The sequence below is a fragment of the Bacillus sp. UMB0728 genome (assembly GCF_002858875.1).
Taxonomy (GTDB): domain Bacteria; phylum Bacillota; class Bacilli; order Bacillales; family Cytobacillaceae; genus Bacillus_AB; species Bacillus_AB infantis.
This window is the reverse complement of sequence record NZ_PKLA01000003.1, coordinates 406940-424160: the sequence shown is the minus strand read 5'-3', so window position 1 is coordinate 424160 and position 17221 is coordinate 406940. Positions and strand designations below refer to the sequence as shown.

The 17221-nt window shown below is 47.0% G+C and carries 16 protein-coding genes, 1 riboswitch and 1 other annotated feature; of the genes, 13 read left to right on the top strand and 3 right to left on the bottom strand.

The window, feature by feature from the left end; all coding sequences use genetic code 11:
• The 11 genes from CYJ37_RS13150 (at position 1) to CYJ37_RS13100 (ending at position 11721) form a co-directional block, all read left to right on the top strand.
• The gene (locus tag CYJ37_RS13150; protein WP_009794782.1) at positions 1 to 531 is read left to right on the top strand and encodes a spore maturation protein; all 531 of its coding nucleotides are present in this window, start codon (positions 1 to 3) and stop codon (positions 529 to 531) included.
• A gap of 167 nt (positions 532 to 698) precedes the next feature.
• Positions 699 to 1439, top strand: a complete 741-nt coding sequence (locus CYJ37_RS13145; RefSeq protein ID WP_022544152.1) for a pseudouridine synthase — start codon at positions 699 to 701, stop codon at positions 1437 to 1439.
• Positions 1440 to 1617: 178 nt separating this feature from the next.
• Positions 1618 to 2145 carry a thiol-disulfide oxidoreductase ResA gene (resA, locus tag CYJ37_RS13140; RefSeq protein ID WP_022544151.1) on the top strand — a complete coding sequence of 176 codons (528 nt, stop codon included), beginning with the start codon at positions 1618 to 1620 and terminating at the stop codon, positions 2143 to 2145.
• A gap of 15 nt (positions 2146 to 2160) precedes the next feature.
• Positions 2161 to 3816, top strand: a complete 1656-nt coding sequence (gene resB / locus CYJ37_RS13135; protein ID WP_009794786.1) for a cytochrome c biogenesis protein ResB — start codon at positions 2161 to 2163, stop codon at positions 3814 to 3816.
• Between the two features lie 2 nt (positions 3817 to 3818).
• Entirely contained in the window at positions 3819 to 5006 is a 1188-nt protein-coding gene (ccsB, locus tag CYJ37_RS13130; protein WP_009794787.1) for a c-type cytochrome biogenesis protein CcsB, read from the top strand.
• 121 nt (positions 5007 to 5127) lie between these two features.
• The gene (locus tag CYJ37_RS13125; RefSeq protein ID WP_009794788.1) at positions 5128 to 5844 is read left to right on the top strand and encodes a response regulator transcription factor; all 717 of its coding nucleotides are present in this window, start codon (positions 5128 to 5130) and stop codon (positions 5842 to 5844) included.
• On the top strand, positions 5841 to 7613 hold the full coding sequence (locus tag CYJ37_RS13120) for an ATP-binding protein (protein ID WP_101550212.1): 1773 nt from the start codon (positions 5841 to 5843) through the stop codon (positions 7611 to 7613). The genes CYJ37_RS13125 and CYJ37_RS13120 overlap by 4 nt, the downstream gene beginning before the upstream one ends.
• A gap of 197 nt (positions 7614 to 7810) precedes the next feature.
• Positions 7811 to 8362, top strand: a complete 552-nt coding sequence (gene sigX / locus CYJ37_RS13115; protein WP_022544150.1) for an RNA polymerase sigma factor SigX — start codon at positions 7811 to 7813, stop codon at positions 8360 to 8362.
• Entirely contained in the window at positions 8334 to 9617 is a 1284-nt protein-coding gene (locus CYJ37_RS13110; protein ID WP_101550210.1) for a hypothetical protein, read from the top strand. Before sigX ends, CYJ37_RS13110 begins: the two co-directional genes overlap by 29 nt.
• A 304-nt stretch (positions 9618 to 9921) precedes the next feature.
• On the top strand, positions 9922 to 10842 hold the full coding sequence (locus CYJ37_RS13105) for a peptidoglycan DD-metalloendopeptidase family protein (RefSeq protein ID WP_101550207.1): 921 nt from the start codon (positions 9922 to 9924) through the stop codon (positions 10840 to 10842).
• Positions 10843 to 10908: 66 nt separating this feature from the next.
• On the top strand, positions 10909 to 11721 hold the full coding sequence (locus CYJ37_RS13100; protein WP_009794794.1) for a histidinol-phosphatase: 813 nt from the start codon (positions 10909 to 10911) through the stop codon (positions 11719 to 11721).
• Positions 11722 to 11770: 49 nt separating this feature from the next.
• On the opposite strand, the gene serA is transcribed toward CYJ37_RS13100, so the two are convergent.
• Positions 11771 to 13345 carry a phosphoglycerate dehydrogenase gene (gene serA / locus CYJ37_RS13095; protein WP_101550206.1) on the bottom strand — a complete coding sequence of 525 codons (1575 nt, stop codon included), beginning with the start codon at positions 13343 to 13345 and terminating at the stop codon, positions 11771 to 11773.
• A gap of 179 nt (positions 13346 to 13524) precedes the next feature.
• Positions 13525 to 14862, bottom strand: coding sequence for a sodium-dependent transporter (locus CYJ37_RS13090; protein ID WP_009794796.1), 1338 nt, complete (start codon positions 14860 to 14862; stop codon positions 13525 to 13527).
• Positions 14863 to 15013: 151 nt separating this feature from the next.
• Positions 15014 to 15234: a binding site (T-box leader), on the bottom strand.
• A gap of 129 nt (positions 15235 to 15363) precedes the next feature.
• Between CYJ37_RS13090 and CYJ37_RS27280 the strand changes: the two genes are divergently transcribed.
• Entirely contained in the window at positions 15364 to 15537 is a 174-nt protein-coding gene (locus tag CYJ37_RS27280) for a hypothetical protein (RefSeq protein WP_180827353.1), read from the top strand.
• A gap of 72 nt (positions 15538 to 15609) precedes the next feature.
• On the opposite strand, the gene CYJ37_RS13085 is transcribed toward CYJ37_RS27280, so the two are convergent.
• A complete protein-coding gene (locus tag CYJ37_RS13085; RefSeq protein WP_180827352.1) occupies positions 15610 to 16119 on the bottom strand; it encodes a MerR family transcriptional regulator in 510 nt (169 codons plus the stop codon).
• Positions 16120 to 16310: 191 nt separating this feature from the next.
• Here CYJ37_RS13085 and CYJ37_RS13080 point away from each other — a divergent pair, with 191 nt between their 5' ends.
• On the top strand, positions 16311 to 16835 hold the full coding sequence (locus tag CYJ37_RS13080; RefSeq protein ID WP_009794801.1) for a type 1 glutamine amidotransferase domain-containing protein: 525 nt from the start codon (positions 16311 to 16313) through the stop codon (positions 16833 to 16835).
• A gap of 154 nt (positions 16836 to 16989) precedes the next feature.
• A riboswitch (FMN riboswitch) is annotated at positions 16990 to 17127 on the top strand.
• The last annotated feature ends 94 nt before the right edge of the window (positions 17128 to 17221 follow it).

The window sequence follows — 17221 nt, the reverse complement described above, 5'->3', positions numbered from 1 at the left end:
ATGGAAATTGTCTCTTTAATCTCATTATGGTTTATCCCGGTGCTGATTGGATTTATCCTGCTGTACGGTACTTATAAAAAAGTCCCTACATATGAGAGCTTTGTGGATGGCGGCAAGGAAGGAATCAAGATTGCTGTTTCCATCATCCCTTTTTTAGTCGGGATGCTGGTGGCCATTACTGTCTTCAGGGCTTCAGGGGCACTTGAATTCATGATGGGTTTTATCAGGCCGGCAATGGAAGCGGTCGGGGTCCCTCCCGAAATCGCCCCGCTCGCCATCATCAGGCCGATATCAGGCACTGCGGCCCTTGGCATGACAAGTGACCTGATTGCTGCCCATGGGCCGGATTCTTTTATCGGAAGGCTCGCCTCCACGCTCCAGGGAAGCACAGATACGACCTTTTATGTGCTGACAGTCTACTTTGGGGCTGTAGGCATTAAAAAAATGGGGGATGCGCTGAAGGTGGGCCTCCTGGCCGACCTTGTCGGCTTTATTGCAGCGATAGCAGTTGTCATGCTTGTATTCGGATAAGAAAGGGAAGGGCGCCGAAAAACGGCGTCCTTTTTGTGGTTCCATGGAGGACCTGTTCCGCTTTCGGCATACTTTTAACATCGGCTGCTTTGAAAATAGGCCGGTTTGTGTCATAATTCATTAGATGGACAAAAGATTGCCATAAGTATTTTATTGAGGTGACATAAATGGAAAGGCTTCAAAAAGTGATTGCCCATGCAGGGGTTGCATCGAGACGAAAAGCGGAGCAGCTGATTGCAGAGGGACATGTAAAAGTAAATGGGAAAGTTGTAAAAGAACTTGGACTGAAAGTTTCTTCTTCAGACAGGGTGGAAGTGGACGGAATCCCGGTTGAAAGGGAAGAGCCTGTGTATATCCTTCTGTATAAGCCCAGAGGGGTTATTTCAAGTGTGACGGATGAAAAGGGAAGGAAGGTCGTAACTGATCTCCTGCCTCAGATCAAGGAGAGGGTCTACCCTGTCGGCAGGCTTGATTTCGACACTTCGGGCCTCCTGCTGATGACCAATGACGGAGAATTTGCCAATCTGCTCATGCATCCGAAAAACGAAGTGGAAAAGGTATATGTGGCGAAGATCAAAGGAATACCAGCCAGGGAAAAACTGAAAAGCCTTGAAAGGGGTGTCCGCCTGGAGGATGGCAAAACAGCTCCGGCAAGAGTCAAGGTGCTTTCAATTGACAAACAAAAGAATACAGCCATCGTTGAACTGGTCATCCATGAAGGAAGGAACCGCCAGGTCAGAAGGATGCTGGAGGCCATCGGGCACCCGGTCATGAAGCTCAAAAGGGAGCGATACGGCTTTCTTACTCTGCAGGGATTGAGCGCAGGTGATGCGAGGGAGCTTACAGCCCATGAGGTAAAACAGCTCAGGACTCTTGCGAGCAGTGCCGGCAAAAAGAAAAATTCATAGAAGTTTCACAGTTGGAAGGCTTTGTTAACAACAGTGCGATAATGAATAAGGTATAATGATAGACAGTTGCCCGGGGGAGCGCTCATACCTGCACGCAAAGGATTGTATGCGGATTCTTGCAGGGTGCTGCAGCTCCATCCAAGGGCTAAGAAGCAGCATGAACATCAGGGAGGTACTTATGAAAAAACGGCGTCTCGTTATGAGAACAGTCATTTTGCTTGTTCTGGGTGCTGCCGTTGCATACACTCTATACGCAAGCATAACGAAAGATGATATCAGAAAAGTTGCAGTCGGGGAAAAAGCCCCTGATTTTGCTTTGGTGGACATGGATGGGGAAAAGCACAGGCTTTCAGATTATGAAGGACAGGGTGTTTTCCTGAACTTCTGGGGAACCTGGTGCAAGCCTTGTGAAAAGGAAATGCCTTATATGAATAACCAGTACAAACAGTTCACGGACGAGGGCGTCCAGGTGCTGGCTGTAAATGTAGGCGAATCTGATTTTGCCGTCAAGAAGTTTGCTGAAAGATATGGACTCGCATTCCCGATTGTCAATGACAAGGATGGTCAGGTGCAGAATGCTTACGCCATCGATCCCCTTCCCGCCACATTCCTGATCAATCCGGAGGGCGAAGTGGTGAAGATCCATACCGGCCAATTGACAGAAGATACGATCCGCACCTTCATGGAGCAGATCCAACCTAAGTAACAGGGAGTTTTTAGGATGAAAGAAGTTAAATGCGAATGCGGGCATCTCAATCCGCATGGGACCATTCTTTGTGAATCCTGCGGAAAGGTGCTCGAGGAGCAGGCGAAAGACAAAAAGCTGATCGATATGAGATATGAAGGGACAGCGCGGCGCTCACAAACCTATAATAAGACATTTGTGGACAAAATCTGGAATTTCTTTTCCTCTGTCAAAGTCGGCGTGTGGATCATCGTACTCACCCTTATTGCATCGGCAATGGGGACAATCCTCCCGCAGGAAATGTATATCCCCCCGACCATGCCTGCTGCCGAATATTATGAAGACCAGTACGGATGGTTCGGGAAGCTGTATTATGAACTTGGCTTCCATAATCTCTACAGCTCATGGTGGTATTTAATCCTGATTGCTTCCCTCGGCGTTTCTTTGGTCATTGCCAGCCTTGACCGGGCAGTCCCTTTATACCGGGCTTTAAAGACCCAGCGTGTTACAAGGCATGAAGGCTATTTAAAGCGCCAGAGGCTTTTTGGGATTTCAAAGACTGATAATGTTGACGGGCAGTATGAAGTGATCAAGGAAAAGCTGAAGGCAAGAAAATACAATATCCGTGAAGAAAACGGCAATGTCCTTGCTGAAAAAGGCCGCTTCTCCCGCTGGGGCCCCTATGTCAACCATGTCGGCCTGATCATTTTCCTGATTGGAGGCATGCTCCGCTTTGTTCCCGGAATGTACGTGGATAAAGTGCTGTGGATCAGGGAGGGCGAAACGAAGGTAATCCCTGAAACAAAGGGAGAATATTATCTTTCCAATGAGGCATTCACTCTAGAAGTCTATGATAAAGAAACTGACAAAGAAGTCTTTAATGATGCGATTGACAGGGCAGGCACCGTCGCTAAGAATTATCAATCTGATGTGACCTTGTACCGGAAACAGGGTGAAACCGTTACCGGTGAAACCCATGACCTTGAAAAGGTAAAGAATTATAGCATCAAGGTTAATGAGCCGCTGAAGTTCGAGTCGTTTGCACTATATCAGGTAGATTATAAGCTGAACGAACTGAACAAAATGTCATTTTCCCTGACAAATAAAGAATCAGGGGAGACATTCGGCGATTTGACGGTTGATCTGTATGATCCCAAGACTGAATATAAGCTGAATGAAGGCTATTCAGTAGAAGTTGTCAGCTATTTCCCGGACTTTGAATTCGATGAAAATGGAGACCCGACAACCAAATCACGCATCCCGAATAATCCGGCATTTGTTTTCAAAATGTTTACACCGGATAAGCCGGACGGTGAAGTCAGCTTTGTGGCCATTCAGCAGACAATCGAGCCCATGGGGGACAATGAATATAAACTGGCCTTCCAGGGCGTCGAGACAAAGGATGTTTCAGGCCTGACAGTGCGCAAGGATCTGACTCTTTGGATACTGGCTCTCGGAGGGGCGATCTTCATGATCGGCGTCATCCAGGGCGCCTACTGGAACCACCGCCGTATCTGGCTGCGCCGCTTCGATGGTGAAGTGTGGGTTGCCGGCCATACAAATAAGAACTGGCATGGCCTGAAGAGGGAGATTGAGCTCGCCCTTGAAGATACAGGCATCAGCGTGCCTGAAGACCAGATGGAAAATGATAAAACTGATAAACTGGAAAAATCAGAAAAGGAGGGGCAATAATTGTGGTAGCACTGAGCGGAAATTTATTATACACTGCTTTTATTTTATACTTAATTGCCACATTATTTTTTGGCGGAAGCATAAGGGATAAAAAACATGGCGCCGGCCAAAAGTCTCCAAACAGATGGGCAAAGATTGCCATTATCGTGACCATTGCCGGGTTCGCAGCCCAGCTGGGTTATTTTATTACCCGCTGGGTCGCCTCCGGCCATGCTCCTGTGAGCAATCTTTTTGAATTTATGACATTCTTCGGGATGTCCCTTGTTGGAGCATTCATCATCATTTACTTTTTATACAGAACACCGATGCTTGGTGTGTTTACCATGCCGGTCGCGCTGCTTGTCATCGCTTATGCCAGCATGTTTCCGCGCGATATCTCGCCGCTCATCCCTGCTTTGCAGAGTGATTGGCTTTATATCCATGTAACGACTGTTTCTATCGGCGAAGCGATTCTTTCAGTCAGCTTTGCAGCAGGCCTGATCTATCTGGTGAAGGCTGTTGACCAGTCAAAATCCAGCAAACGGACCTTCTGGCTTGAAGCAGTCATGTTCGGACTTATTTGTACTGTAGGTTTCATTGCGGTCTCATCCATTTTCTCAGCGGCGGATTATAAAGCAAGCTTTACATGGATAGACAAAGGGGACCAGGAATCAGTACTTGAATACACCATGCCTGCCATAACGGGCCCTCATGAAGGAACACTTACCACTGACGGCAGATTTGAGCCGCTTGTGGAAATGCCGGCTATCATCAATGCTAAAAAACTGAATACTGTCATATGGTCGATCGGGGCAGGACTCATCCTTTACGGATTGCTCAGGCTAATCCTCCGCAAGAGGATTGCTGCAAGCATCCAGCCGCTGGTCCGCAACATCAAACTGGACCTTGTGGATGAAATCGGATACCGTTCAGTCTTGATAGGATTCCCGGTATTTACGCTGGGAGGGCTTATCTTTGCGATGATCTGGGCACAAATTGCCTGGACGAGATTCTGGGGCTGGGACCCGAAAGAGGTATGGGCGCTTGTCACATTCCTGTTCTACGCTGCTTTCCTTCATCTCCGGCTGTCCAAGGGCTGGCATGGAGAAAAATCGGCATGGCTCGCAGTCATCGGGTTTGCCATCATTATGTTTAACCTGGTTGCAGTCAATCTTGTCATTGCAGGTCTGCACTCATACGCGGGATCCTGACAATAATTCCATAAAGCCTTCACGATTTCTATGTGGAGGCTTTTTTTAAAATATAGACATTTGCGGCATTCCGGCTGCCCAGGGGACCCCTCGCAGCTGATCTATTAAAGGAGGATTTTATATGGAAAGAGAAACCAAAATCCTGGTAGTGGACGATGAGGTAAGAATCAGGCGGCTTTTAAAGATGTACCTGGAGAGGGAGAACTATGTGATTGAAGAAGCCGGTGACGGCAGCGAGGCTCTGGAGAAGGCTTTTGAAACTGATTATGATGTTATCCTGCTGGACTTGATGATGCCGGGCAAGGATGGGATCGAAGTATGCCGTGAGCTCAGGGAAAGAAAGGCGACGCCTGTCATCATGCTGACAGCGAAGGGCGAGGAAGTGAACCGGGTCCAGGGCTTTGAAGCAGGGACAGATGATTATATCGTCAAGCCGTTCAGCCCGCGGGAGGTTGTCCTCCGGGTAAAGGCACTTCTGCGCCGGTCCAGCACGACGAGCTACCTGCAGACTGAAACTGCTGCAAAAGATGTAATCGTATTCCGGCATTTAACCATCGATAATGATGCCCACCGGGTAATTGCAGACGGTAAAGAGGTCAGCCTGACTCCCAAGGAATATGAGCTCCTGTATTTCCTTGCAAAATCTCCAGATAAGGTTTTCGACCGCGAGCAGCTGCTTAAGGAAGTCTGGCAGTATGAATTTTTCGGAGATTTAAGGACAGTTGACACACATGTGAAAAGGCTGAGGGAAAAGCTGAATAAAGTATCTGAGCAGGCAGCGCGGATGATCGTTACGGTCTGGGGCGTCGGCTACAAATTCGAGGTTGTTAATGAATGATGTTTTGGCGCAGTGTAGTAGGCAAGCTTTGGATCACAATCATTTTTCTGGTGGCCTTTGTCCTTTTTACCCTTACGTTACTCCTTCTTGAGTTTTTCGAGAACAACCAGATCAATGAGATTGAAAAAGGGCTGACCAAAACGGCCAACAAGATCTCCGTGATTCTCAAGGAGCATGACCTTGATGTGGGGCTGGAGATTTCCTGGGAACTGGTCGATGACGTGACCAATATTGCTATCATCAAGAGCGATGAAGAGTATTACCATTCACCTGACAAAGGAGAGCCGATCGAGCTCCCCCGCGAATTCTTCATGGAAGATAAAGGGCTGGCCGAGGCTTTTTCCGGACGGTCAGTCAAGAAGGTATATCCATACCCGGCCAGCGGTAATTCTGAGGAGGATTCACGCATCCTGATCATCGGTGTGCCGTATGTTGACGATGGGGACACCGGAGCTGTATTTATATACCAGTCTCTTGAAGAAATGCAGAAAACGACAAGATCAACCACTAAGTTCATTATTCTTGCTGCAGGAATCGCCATTATCCTTACCACCATCTTTGCATTCTTCCTATCAACAAGAATCACAGCGCCGCTCCGAAAAATGAGGGAGGCGGCTTTTGAAGTGGCGAAGGGCAAGTTTGATACGAAGGTCCCTATTCTCACCCATGATGAAATCGGAGAGCTGGCAACCGCTTTTAATCAGATGGGCAGGCAGCTGAAATTCAATATCAATGCTCTGAGCCAGGAAAAAGAGCAGCTTGCAAGTATATTGAGCGGAATGGCGGACGGTGTGATCACCTTCAGCCGCGACGGGACCATCCTTGTCACCAACCCTCCTGCTGAGCGCTTCATCCAGAACTGGTATTATGAGCAGGGGGAAGAGAGTACGAATATTGAAGCAGTCCCTTCAGAAGTAATGAAGCTGTTTCAGCGCGCCGTCGATACGGGAAAAGAGCAGATAGGCGAAATGCCGATCCAGGGAAGAATCTGGGTCATCATCGTCAGCCCTTTGTATAACAATACTTTTATCCGCGGAGCGGTTGCCGTTCTGCGTGATATGACAGAGGAAAGGCAGCTGGATAAGCTGAGAAAAGACTTTATTGCCAATGTCTCCCATGAGCTCAGGACGCCAATCGCCATGATGCAGGGGTACAGTGAAGCGATTGTGGATGACATTGCAGGGACAGATGAAGAGAAAAAGGAAATGGCAAGCGTCATTTATGACGAGTCACTTAGGATGGGCAGGCTGGTCAATGAACTGCTTGACCTGGCAAGGATGGAAGCGGGCCACATACAGCTTACCCTGGACAGAGTCGAACTGAAGCCATATATCAGCAGGATTGCAAGGAAATTTCAAGGGCTTTCCAAAGAGAAGATTATCAAGCTCGAAAGCGAATTCAGCATAACAGAAGATGATTTTGTTTTTGATCCTGACAGAATTGAACAGGTGCTGACCAATCTGATTGACAATGCCATCCGGCACACACCTGAAGACGGGTCTGTCAAAATAACGGTAAAGTCAGAAGAAAAAGGCCTGATGGTCGAGGTTTCTGATTCCGGATCCGGTATCCCGGAGGAGGATCTTCCGTTTGTTTTTGAACGATTCTATAAGGCAGATAAAGCAAGGACAAGAGGAAGGTCAGGGACAGGTCTCGGTCTTGCAATCGCAAAAAATATCATTGACGCCCACAAAGGGCAGATTTCTGTACAAAGCAAACTGCAGCAGGGAACGACATTTTCCTTTGTCATTCCTCGAAATATTGAATAAAAGACAGGAAAATGCCGTTTATTCTTGATTCACAAGAAACATATACACCATATAAAGCATCATTCATCAAAAGAGGAAGCAGCTGGAAGGGAATACACAAAAAGTCCCTTCCTTTTTTTTCTGAGAAATACTATATTTATAGATGTAACTTTTTGTACATAAACTGCGACTAATTTATGAACGGGGAGGGAAGACCTATGGACTCCGTTTTTGATGACTTATATACCAATTATCATCAGGACGTTTTTCAATTCCTATTTTATATGGTGAAGAGCAAAGAGCTGGCCGAGGATCTGGTGCAGGAAGTATATATCCGTGTCCTTAAATCCTATGACCGGTTTGAAGGAAAAAGCAGCGAGAAAACCTGGTTATTCTCTATTGCCCGTAATGTTGCAATCGATTCTTTCCGGAAGCAGAAAGGTTGGAAACAGAGGATACTGGAAAAGTTCGACTGGACGGAGCAGCAGATCAGGGACGACAGCCCTGTACCGGAAGATATCGCTATGCAGCGCGAAGAAATCCAGATGATCTACCGCTGCCTTGACTTATGCACAGTCGACCAGAAGATGGTGATTATTATGAGATATATCCAGGAGCTGTCTATTTCGGAAACGGCCGAAGCCCTCCATTGGACCGAAAGCAAGGTAAAGACAACCCAGCATAGGGCTCTGAAGGTATTGAAGGGCCATATGGAGACTTTATTGATAAAGGAGGGAAGAGATGGTGAAAAAATCAGAGTGGAACGATGAACAGTTTGAGAGGCTGCTCCGGCAGCTTCCAAAGATACAGGATGAGCGGGCCCCACAGGAAATCTACCAGAATGTATCCCGCCGGATGCGGAAGCGGAGACGCACATTCTGGGTCATTCCTGCAGCGGCAGCTGCTGCGGCTGTCCTTCTTCTCTTTATCCTGATTCCGGGCATGACCGGTCAGCAGTTTCAGGAATCTGCAGATCAGGCGGCAGAAAACAAAGGCGACCAGGCTTCTTCAGGAATTGAACCTTCTGAACAAAAAGAAAACAGCTATGAGACTGCCCAAAAAAGTGAAGACACCAGCGAAGGGGAGGCAGGGGTCCAAAATGATTCTGAGGCAGAGCCGTCAGAAACAGAAGTGCAGGAGGATGACGGGAAAGCGGGGCTGGCTTCTTTTGCGGAAGAAGAAAGCGACTACCGGACCGCTTTATATGAAGAAGATGTTCAGGGGCAGACGATCCTTACCTATGCCATCCCTGATGCAAATATACAGACACTAGTGCCTGTAAGCGTCCTTGCTGCACCGGAGGAAGGCAAGACAGAATTTGATTTATATAAAGAAACTATGGAAAAGCTGACGGAGGAAGAATGGGGGCTGGGCGAAGCTTATCCGATCCCGGAAACTGAGCTGTATTATGATCAGGAAACTGAAACTTTGACAGCAGACCTGACAAAGGAAGCAGACTTAAACGGCTCTGCTAAAGAAGTCTTGTTCAACAGTATTTTAACGAATAATATTGATTCGCTTCATGCAAAATCAGTCCTTTTGACAACAGAGGGAGAACCAGGAGTAGAATACCCTCACACAGGAGTGGTAGAAAGTCTTCCCGTTGCAGATGACAAAGGAAATCATGCTTATTACTTTTTATACACTAATCCTCAATCTCCCCCATTCCTTGTGCCTGGAGAAGAAAGCTACGGCTCAATACAGGAAGCAATCGAGGCAATGAAACTGAACAAAGACACGCTTGGGCTGGAGCCGTCTATCCCAAGCGATATGAATATAAAAAGCGAAACAGAGTCCGAAGGCGAAGGCGAAGGCAGTGAGCTCACACTGACCCTGGAAGAAGGCACTAAGCTTGAGGATAATGCTGTTTCGTCGTATACCATCGAAGCGATCCTTCTGATGGCCAAAGGATTCAATTACAGTACAGTAAAGCTGGATAATGCCGAGATTGAAGAAGTAGGAAGCTTCCAGCTGCAGGAAGCATTGAATGTTCCGGCAGCGCCGAACTTGCGGCAGCTCCCATAATTTTAAAATATATGCATAGAACAGGGATCGGCCCATAGGCTGAACCCTGTTTTTATTTTTGAAGAATAACAAAATATATTTTCTCCTTAGATTACGGTCTATAGCTTCACCTGCCTTTGCATTTTCCTAAATAACCTTAATATTCTTTCATGTATAAACCCGCCTGCCGTAATTGCATAATAATGGCTGTGTTTTCTCCCGGGAAATCGTGCAGGAATAATAAGATTTCCGGACACGGAGGTTCTAATATAGGACATGCTGTCATACGGTGGGAAAGTAAAGCTGAAATGGCAAGGAGGATCATATGAGAGATTATATAAGAAGGTTTTTAATAGCATGGCTTGTGCTGGTATTCATTAGCCTGCTTTTCATCGGCGGCAGGCAGCCGCAGGCTTCAGAACTGCATGATGAAGTGTTTGCTTCAGGCTGGCAATGGCCGGCAGATGGTGTCCTGTCAGATTGCTTTGGCACCCGGAATGGAGCACACAAAGGAATTGATATCGCTTCAGCCCCCGGTACACCGGTTTATGCAGCAGAGGAGGGCATTGTGACCAGATCCTATTATTCTGATTCTTATGGGAATGTAATATTTATTAAGCATCAGAATGGCACTGAGACCGTTTATGCCCATCTCCAGGAGAGAAAGGCAGCAGAAGGGGAAAAGGTGCTGCAGGGCCAGACAATCGGCACTATGGGCAATACAGGGGATTCCTCTGGTGTCCATCTTCATTTCGAAGTACATATATCAGAATGGACATACGATAAGCAGAACGCTGTCGATCCATTCCTTGCACTAGGAGAAACTGAGATCGGTTCGGCCGTCAGTTCAGTGCAGCCTGCAGAAGGTTCCAATACTATTGAAACGGCCAGCCTGCTGCTAGCAGATGATAATGGACAGCCCTTCGCCGCTGCAGGCAGAAATGACGAAAGTGCCGGGAGGAAAGGTACAGCAGCCAGTGAAACAATGAAAAATTCCATTCTTAAGCCTCCAGCAGTGCCCGCTGCCGAGGCGCGTGAGCATAGGCTCAGGCTGCGGCAGCTGATGATTGCTTCCAGGAGCCATGAGAAGGGCAAAGAAGCAGCTGCACCAGTATATGAAGTGAAAACCGGATATACTTTGTATTCTATATCAGCCAAATTGGGGACCACAGTATCACAGCTTAAAAAAGCAAACAGTCTGGCAGATGACATCATTCATCCCGGAGATATTCTTTCTGCCGGATAATTCACAGAATAGATTGAAGCCTGTCCTCTCCCGAAGTATAATGAATAAAATTGGGGAGGGGATACTTTGCTTACCGATTACCATAATCACCTGGAAAAAGGCACTTTGACGCTTGATTATTTAAAACAATTTACAGACAAAGCCGAGGAAAAAGGAATTGCCCACTTCGGCATTTCCGAGCATGCCTACCATTTCTATCAGACTGCAGATATACTGAGGAATCCATGGGTAGATGAAAGGCGCTATTATGATATGAATGATTATACTGCGCTTTTCAGGGAGGCCTGGAACAGCGGCATTGATGTGAAGATGTCGATCGAAATGGACTATACCCCGGGAAAGCATGATGAAATGCGCCGGTTTATCACGGGCTATGACTTTGATTACATAATTGGGTCTATCCATTGGATCGGGGATTTTGGGATTGACCTTTCAGAATACAGGCATGAATGGGACAAAAGGGATCTGTATGAAGTATACCGAGCCTATTTTGACCAGGTCGTCACCCTTGCCCAGTCCAATCTCTTCGATATCATCGGCCATATCGATTTAGTGAAAATATTTAAATATGTACCGCAGGATGAAGACTTCCTGCTGGAGCAGTATGAAAGGGCTGTAAATGCCCTTGCTGAATCAAAAACCTGTGTCGAAATCAGTACAGCCGGGCTGAGGAAGCCTGTAGGGGAGCTTTACCCGGATCCGAGGCTCTTAAGGAAATGCTATGAGAAAAACATTCCGATTGTCCTGTCATCCGATGCCCACTTTCCGAAGGATGTAGGCGCCGATTTTGATCAGGCGCTCCTGCTGGCAAGAGAAGCGGGTTATGAGAAAATCATGACCTTTTCCAAGGGAGAAAGGGTTGAGCATCCGATCGGCTGAAGAGGAAAAAGAAGATGGCGGTTTCCGCCATCTTCTTCTTTTTGTGCTGCTATAGAGATATATTCCTGATCGAAACGATATCTTCCTGGCCTTCAAGCAATTTGAACGAGCTTTCTCCAAGAGGCTTATCAAATGATAAAACCATGATGGCTTCACCGCCGGCCTCTTTCCGCCCTACCTGCATGGCGGCGATATTGATGGAATGGTCGCCCAGGACTTTTCCTACCCGCCCGATTACCCCTGGACGGTCCATATGCTGAATATAAAGAAGTTCTCCCTCGGGAAGGAAGTCAATATTGAATCCATTCAGGAATACGATGCGCGGCCCGTAATTTTCAATGAATGTCCCTCTGACAATAAATTCGCTTTTATCGTTTCTCGCTGCAACGGAGATGCAGTTCGCATAGCCGAATCCTGACACTGATATCTTTTCACCGATTGTTATGCCGCGTTCTTTTGCAGTTAAAAGCGCGTTCACTTCGTTCACGTGAATATCTATGCGGTTCTTGAAAAAACCTGATAATAAGGCTTTTGTCAGATAAGAAGTTTCCAGCTCTGTGACAGTCCCGGAATAGGTGATGGAAATTTCCTGAACCCCTTCAGTCACGCACTGTGAAAGAATCAGGCCGATTTGCTTGGAAAGCTGGTGGAAAGGCTGTATTTTATCATAGATCTCCTTCGACATCGCCGGAAGATTGATGCTGTTGGAGACAGGCTTATTTTCCAGAAAAAGCCGGACTTCCTCGGCTACCTGTGTTGCGACATTCAGCTGTGCCTCCCTTGTTGAAGCGCCGAGATGAGGGGTTACAATCACATTGTCAAACCTGAGGAGCGGATTATCGAAGGGAGGCTCCTCTTCAAAAACATCAAGGGCAGCACCTGCAATATGTCCGTTCCTGATATATTCTGCAAGATCCTTTTCATTGATGATCCCGCCGCGGGCGCAATTAAGGAAATAAACGCCTTTTTTGGTCAATTCTATTTTTTGGGCGTCAATCAGGCCCTTTGTCTGAGGGGTCAGTGGAGTATGGACAGTGATAATATCCGCTTTTTTCAGCACTTCCTCAAGAGGAAGGCTTTCAACGGCAAGCTTGGCAGCCCGTTCTTTCGTCAAGAAAGGATCATAAACAGAAATGGACATGCCAAAGGCCTTGGCGCGCTTGGCCAGCTCAGAACCAATCCTGCCCATGCCGACAATGCCCAGTGTCTTTCCGAATAGCTCATTCCCGATGAAGCTATTTCTGTTCCATTCCAGATTTTTGACGGTCCGGTGGGCCTGGGGGATATTCCTCATCAAAGAAGCCATCATTGCAAAAGTGTGCTCTGCAGTGGAAATGGTATTTCCATCAGGGGCATTGACCACCACGATCCCTCTTTTAGTAGCCTCAGCAACGTCAATATTGTCGACCCCGACACCAGCTCTTGCAATAATTTGGAGTCTTGGCATTTTATGGAGCAGTTCACAGTCCACTGTTGTGGCGCTCCTGACCAAAAGGGCATCTATATTTTCCAGATCTGCTTCAGGGTCATCTGTCTTTTTTTGTATCAGCCGGGCATTCTCCATCTCAGTGAGAGGAAGCAATCCTGCTCCGCTGATTGAATCTGCAACAAGAATTTGAAACATACCAATCCACCTGCTTTATAATAATTTTCTGATAATTTTACAAGACGAACAATTTTCTGTCAATGAGGCAAAACGTTCTTGTTTGGATGTAAACGCTTTATTATATAAGAAGTTTTCAGGTTTGAGTGATGCTTTTTGAATAGCATAAGAAAATGCCAGGGAAATCCCTGGCATTCAGCCTAAAATTTTATTATTCCTGTTCCATTCAGGAAAACAATGATAATGGCTGCAGGAACTGCGTATTTCAGCAGGAGCAGCCAGAAGGCGAACAGCCGCCGGGCCATGCCGGATCCTGCCTGCAGTTCTTTGACCAGTGTGTTCCTGTCCATCCGCCAGGGAACGAAAATAGTAATGAATAAGGCACCTAGAGGCAGGAGGATATTAGAGACAAGATAGTCGGCTGAATCAAAGAACGTTTTTCCGAAGATTAGGATGTCACTCCATTCGCCAAAAGACAGGGCGGAAGGGATGCCGGCTGCAAATATCAGCAGTCCGAAAAGGATGCTTGCCTTTGTTCTGCCTGCCTTTTTGCCCGCAGCCGCCACATTGATTTCCAGCATGGAAATAGCCGAAGTCAAAGCAGCAAAAAAGAACAGCAGCAGGAAGAGTATGAAAAAGAACTCCCCGAAGGCGATTTTGCTGAATATGGCCGGAAGTACAATGAACAGAAGGCCCGGCCCTTCTTCTGGCTCCATGCCAAAAGAGAAAATGGCAGGGAAAATCGCCAGTCCTGCGAGAAGAGCAATCAGGAGCGTCAGCCCTGTGATTGAGAAAGCAGCTTTTGTGATATTTTCCTTCTTGGATAGATAGGAACTGTATGTCACCATTACGGACACGCCTACAGACAGCGAGAAAAAGGACTGCCCCAAGGCGTATAGAAACACATCAGGCGTCATCTTGCCAAAGTCTGGCTGCAAAAAGAATTTGACTCCTTCGATGGCATTATCAAAGCTCAATGACCGTGCAATCAAAGCCACGAACATGATGAATAATGCCGGCATAAAATATTTGTTGACCTTTTCAAGGCCGCCCTGCACCCCCCGGCTGACAATCAGAACCGAAAGCAGGATGAAAACCAGTTGGGCACCTGCAGCAAGCATCGGGTCGGAAATGGCTTCGCCAAAGACAGCTTCAAAGTTCAGCCCCTCGGTCCACAGCTTTCCGGAAAGGGCATACCAGAGATAAATAAGGATCCACCCGCCAATGACACTATAAAAAGATAAGAGCAGGAAGCAGGCGGCAACACCCATTCTGCCGACCCATGGCCATAGTGAACCTGGAGCAATTGTTTTATAGGCTGCAACTGCCTCTTTTTGAGTGCTTCTGCCAATGACAAATTCGGCAAGCAGGATGGGCAGGCCAATGAATAAAGTGAACAGAATAAAAACAAGGAAGAATGCACCGCCTCCGCCGATCCCTGTCATATACGGGAATTTCCAGATAGCGCCGAGACCGATCGCAGAGCCGGCAGCAGATAGGATGAACCCGATTTTTGTCCCCCACTTTTGTTTTTCCATACTATCACTCTCCTAAAAATTATTTCAGCGGGCATTGAAGCAAATAAAAATCCCTGCATGAATTTCATGCAGGGACGAAAAAAATTCGCGGTACCACCCTCATTGTGAAGAAAATTCCAGGCACAGAAAATAAAAAACGCCCCTGCTTAACAGCAGGGACGATTATATCGCGGTACCACCCATTTTTGTGAAAACATCTTCACCACTTTGTTTGATAACGGTATACACTACCGTTTTCCGCTTTCTTATCCAAGAGTTCACGGAAAATGCTCCAAGGGGAAATTCATGCCATTTCTTTGTACCGGTTTTCACCTGCCACCGGCTCTCTAAAACAGGGAGAAATACATTACTATACCTTTTCAATGCCCAATATTTTTTTACAATACTATCACAGGATCGGAGAAATAAAAAGTTTTTTTTTAGAAATGCGGGAAAGCCTTGTTCTATTAAGGAACGCAGATGCCCGAATGAGTACATGACTGCCCGATTTGGGGAGTGTTTATGTATCCCAGGAGCCTGAATGAGTACATGACTGTCATTTTGCTGGAGAGTCAAGCACCCATAGATCCGGCAGAGTACCTGATTCCTTACTTCAAGCACAAAAAAGAAGAGCCTTTGACCCTGGCAATTCATTCCGGCCAGACCCGGTTCCTGGACTGCAGGCTTTTATTCTAAAGGCTTCAGCAGCGGCAGCTTGACGTGCGAAGTCTGCCGCTTTGAAAAAAAAAGCACCGCCCCGTGGCGTGCTCAAAAACCGAAAAGCATGCTGATAATATTCTTTTTCTTCCAGCTTCTTTTGATCGAAGGATGATCAAAAACAGGGAGCTGATCAGAAGCAGCAATTTGTGATGAAGCTTCGAGCTGACCTACCTTTTCAGCCATCTGCAGCAGCTGGGTCTTCAGATCTTCAATTTCACGGCGGTGCTGCAGCAGCTGGTAGGAAACGACGTCATCAGCCTTGGAATCAAGCCGGGAATCCAGCTGGGTGACCTTATCTGCCAATTCCTTTATTTGAACAGAGTGATCCTCATTCTGCTGCTTCACTTCCGGTGTTTTTTGGACCGAGAGCTTTACTTCATGGACAAGGGCACCGTTCTGGATCTGGGATTGTATATCTTTCAGGATTTCTAATTGATCTTCCTCAAAATGGTAGTGGCCAAGTTCATTCCTTCCGACTTCAAGACCGAACTGTTTAACCCAGCGCTGGATTGTGCTCGGCGATACTCCCAAAGAGCTGGCAGCTTTATTTGTATTCATTTTCATCACTCCTTTATCTTACAAATACTGCAAACAGGAAGACATTCCTTCCCTCATGACAAAACAAGTTGGGATTCGGCAAAAAAAGCCAGGAAAAGCCTAAATCTGCCGGGGGGCCAGGGCCGGAGGGGAGACATGCAGGCAGATTAGGGGTAGAATGACTGTAACCATGAAAAAAGGAGTGCTTATTTATGAGACTGGAAGGCAAAAAAATTATCAGCCTGGTACATCACGAGTTTGAAGACCTGGAGCTTTGGTATCCCATTCTGCGGCTTCGGGAAGAAGGGGCCATTGTAGAGCTGGCAGGTGAAACAGCGAATGAAACATATCTGGGGAAGTACGGGGTCCAGGCGAAGTCCGATTATGCCTATTCAGAGATCTCCGCTGATGATTATGACGCCATCCTGGTGCCGGGCGGATGGGCGCCTGATAAAATCAGGAGGTTCCCGGAAGTTATTTCACTCATCAGGGAAATGGATGAAGCGAAGAAACCGATCGGACAGATATGCCATGCAGGATGGGTGCTTATATCTGCAAAGATCCTTGAAGGCCGCACAGTCACGAGTACCCCGGGAATCAAGGATGATATGGAGAATGCAGGAGCAATCTGGGTTGATGAGCCTGCTGTAACGGACGGCCATATTGTATCAAGCAGGAGGCCGCCTGATCTTCCGGATTATATGCGGGAATTTATCCGGGCGCTTGAGAAGAAGTAGTTAGTGCAAAGCGGGCATCAAGGTCCATAGTGACGATCTGAGTGGGGACTAAGGGATCCGGCAAAAAGTTAGAGCAATTTTCTTCACAAGAGGGTTTTTTTTCAGTATAATAAATTCAGAATTCCAATTAGGGGTTCAAATATAATTTAATATGGTCTATCTTCGGGGCAGGGTGAAATTCCCGACCGGCGGTGATGAGGCAAGTTGCTCTAAGCCCGCGAGCCTGTTTTATTGGGCAGGATTTGGTGAGATTCCAAAGCCGACAGTACAGTCTGGATGGGAGAAGATGGAGGTTCTGCAAACGTTCAAAAGATGCAGGAATTGAACGTTTATTAAGCTTGCCTTTGTAAATTCTCCCTCAAGCAGATTGCTTGGGGGATTTCTAT

Bases quoted from the DNA above. Each gene is read 5' to 3' on its own strand.
- CYJ37_RS13150 (WP_009794782.1), top strand. From the start codon at position 1: ATGGAAATTGTCTCTTTAATCTCATTATGGTTTATCCCGGTGCTGATT.
- CYJ37_RS13145 (WP_022544152.1), top strand. From the start codon at position 699: ATGGAAAGGCTTCAAAAAGTGATTGCCCATGCAGGGGTTGCATCGAGA.
- resA (WP_022544151.1), top strand. From the start codon at position 1,618: ATGAAAAAACGGCGTCTCGTTATGAGAACAGTCATTTTGCTTGTTCTG.
- resB (WP_009794786.1), top strand. From the start codon at position 2,161: ATGAAAGAAGTTAAATGCGAATGCGGGCATCTCAATCCGCATGGGACC.
- CYJ37_RS13125 (WP_009794788.1), top strand. From the start codon at position 5,128: ATGGAAAGAGAAACCAAAATCCTGGTAGTGGACGATGAGGTAAGAATC.
- CYJ37_RS13120 (WP_101550212.1), top strand. From the start codon at position 5,841: ATGATGTTTTGGCGCAGTGTAGTAGGCAAGCTTTGGATCACAATCATT.
- sigX (WP_022544150.1), top strand. From the start codon at position 7,811: ATGGACTCCGTTTTTGATGACTTATATACCAATTATCATCAGGACGTT.
- CYJ37_RS13110 (WP_101550210.1), top strand. From the start codon at position 8,334: ATGGTGAAAAAATCAGAGTGGAACGATGAACAGTTTGAGAGGCTGCTC.
- CYJ37_RS13105 (WP_101550207.1), top strand. From the start codon at position 9,922: ATGAGAGATTATATAAGAAGGTTTTTAATAGCATGGCTTGTGCTGGTA.
- serA (WP_101550206.1), bottom strand. From the start codon at position 13,345: ATGTTTCAAATTCTTGTTGCAGATTCAATCAGCGGAGCAGGATTGCTT.
- CYJ37_RS13090 (WP_009794796.1), bottom strand. From the start codon at position 14,862: ATGGAAAAACAAAAGTGGGGGACAAAAATCGGGTTCATCCTATCTGCT.
- CYJ37_RS27280 (WP_180827353.1), top strand. From the start codon at position 15,364: ATGTATCCCAGGAGCCTGAATGAGTACATGACTGTCATTTTGCTGGAG.
- CYJ37_RS13085 (WP_180827352.1), bottom strand. From the start codon at position 16,119: ATGAATACAAATAAAGCTGCCAGCTCTTTGGGAGTATCGCCGAGCACA.
- CYJ37_RS13080 (WP_009794801.1), top strand. From the start codon at position 16,311: ATGAGACTGGAAGGCAAAAAAATTATCAGCCTGGTACATCACGAGTTT.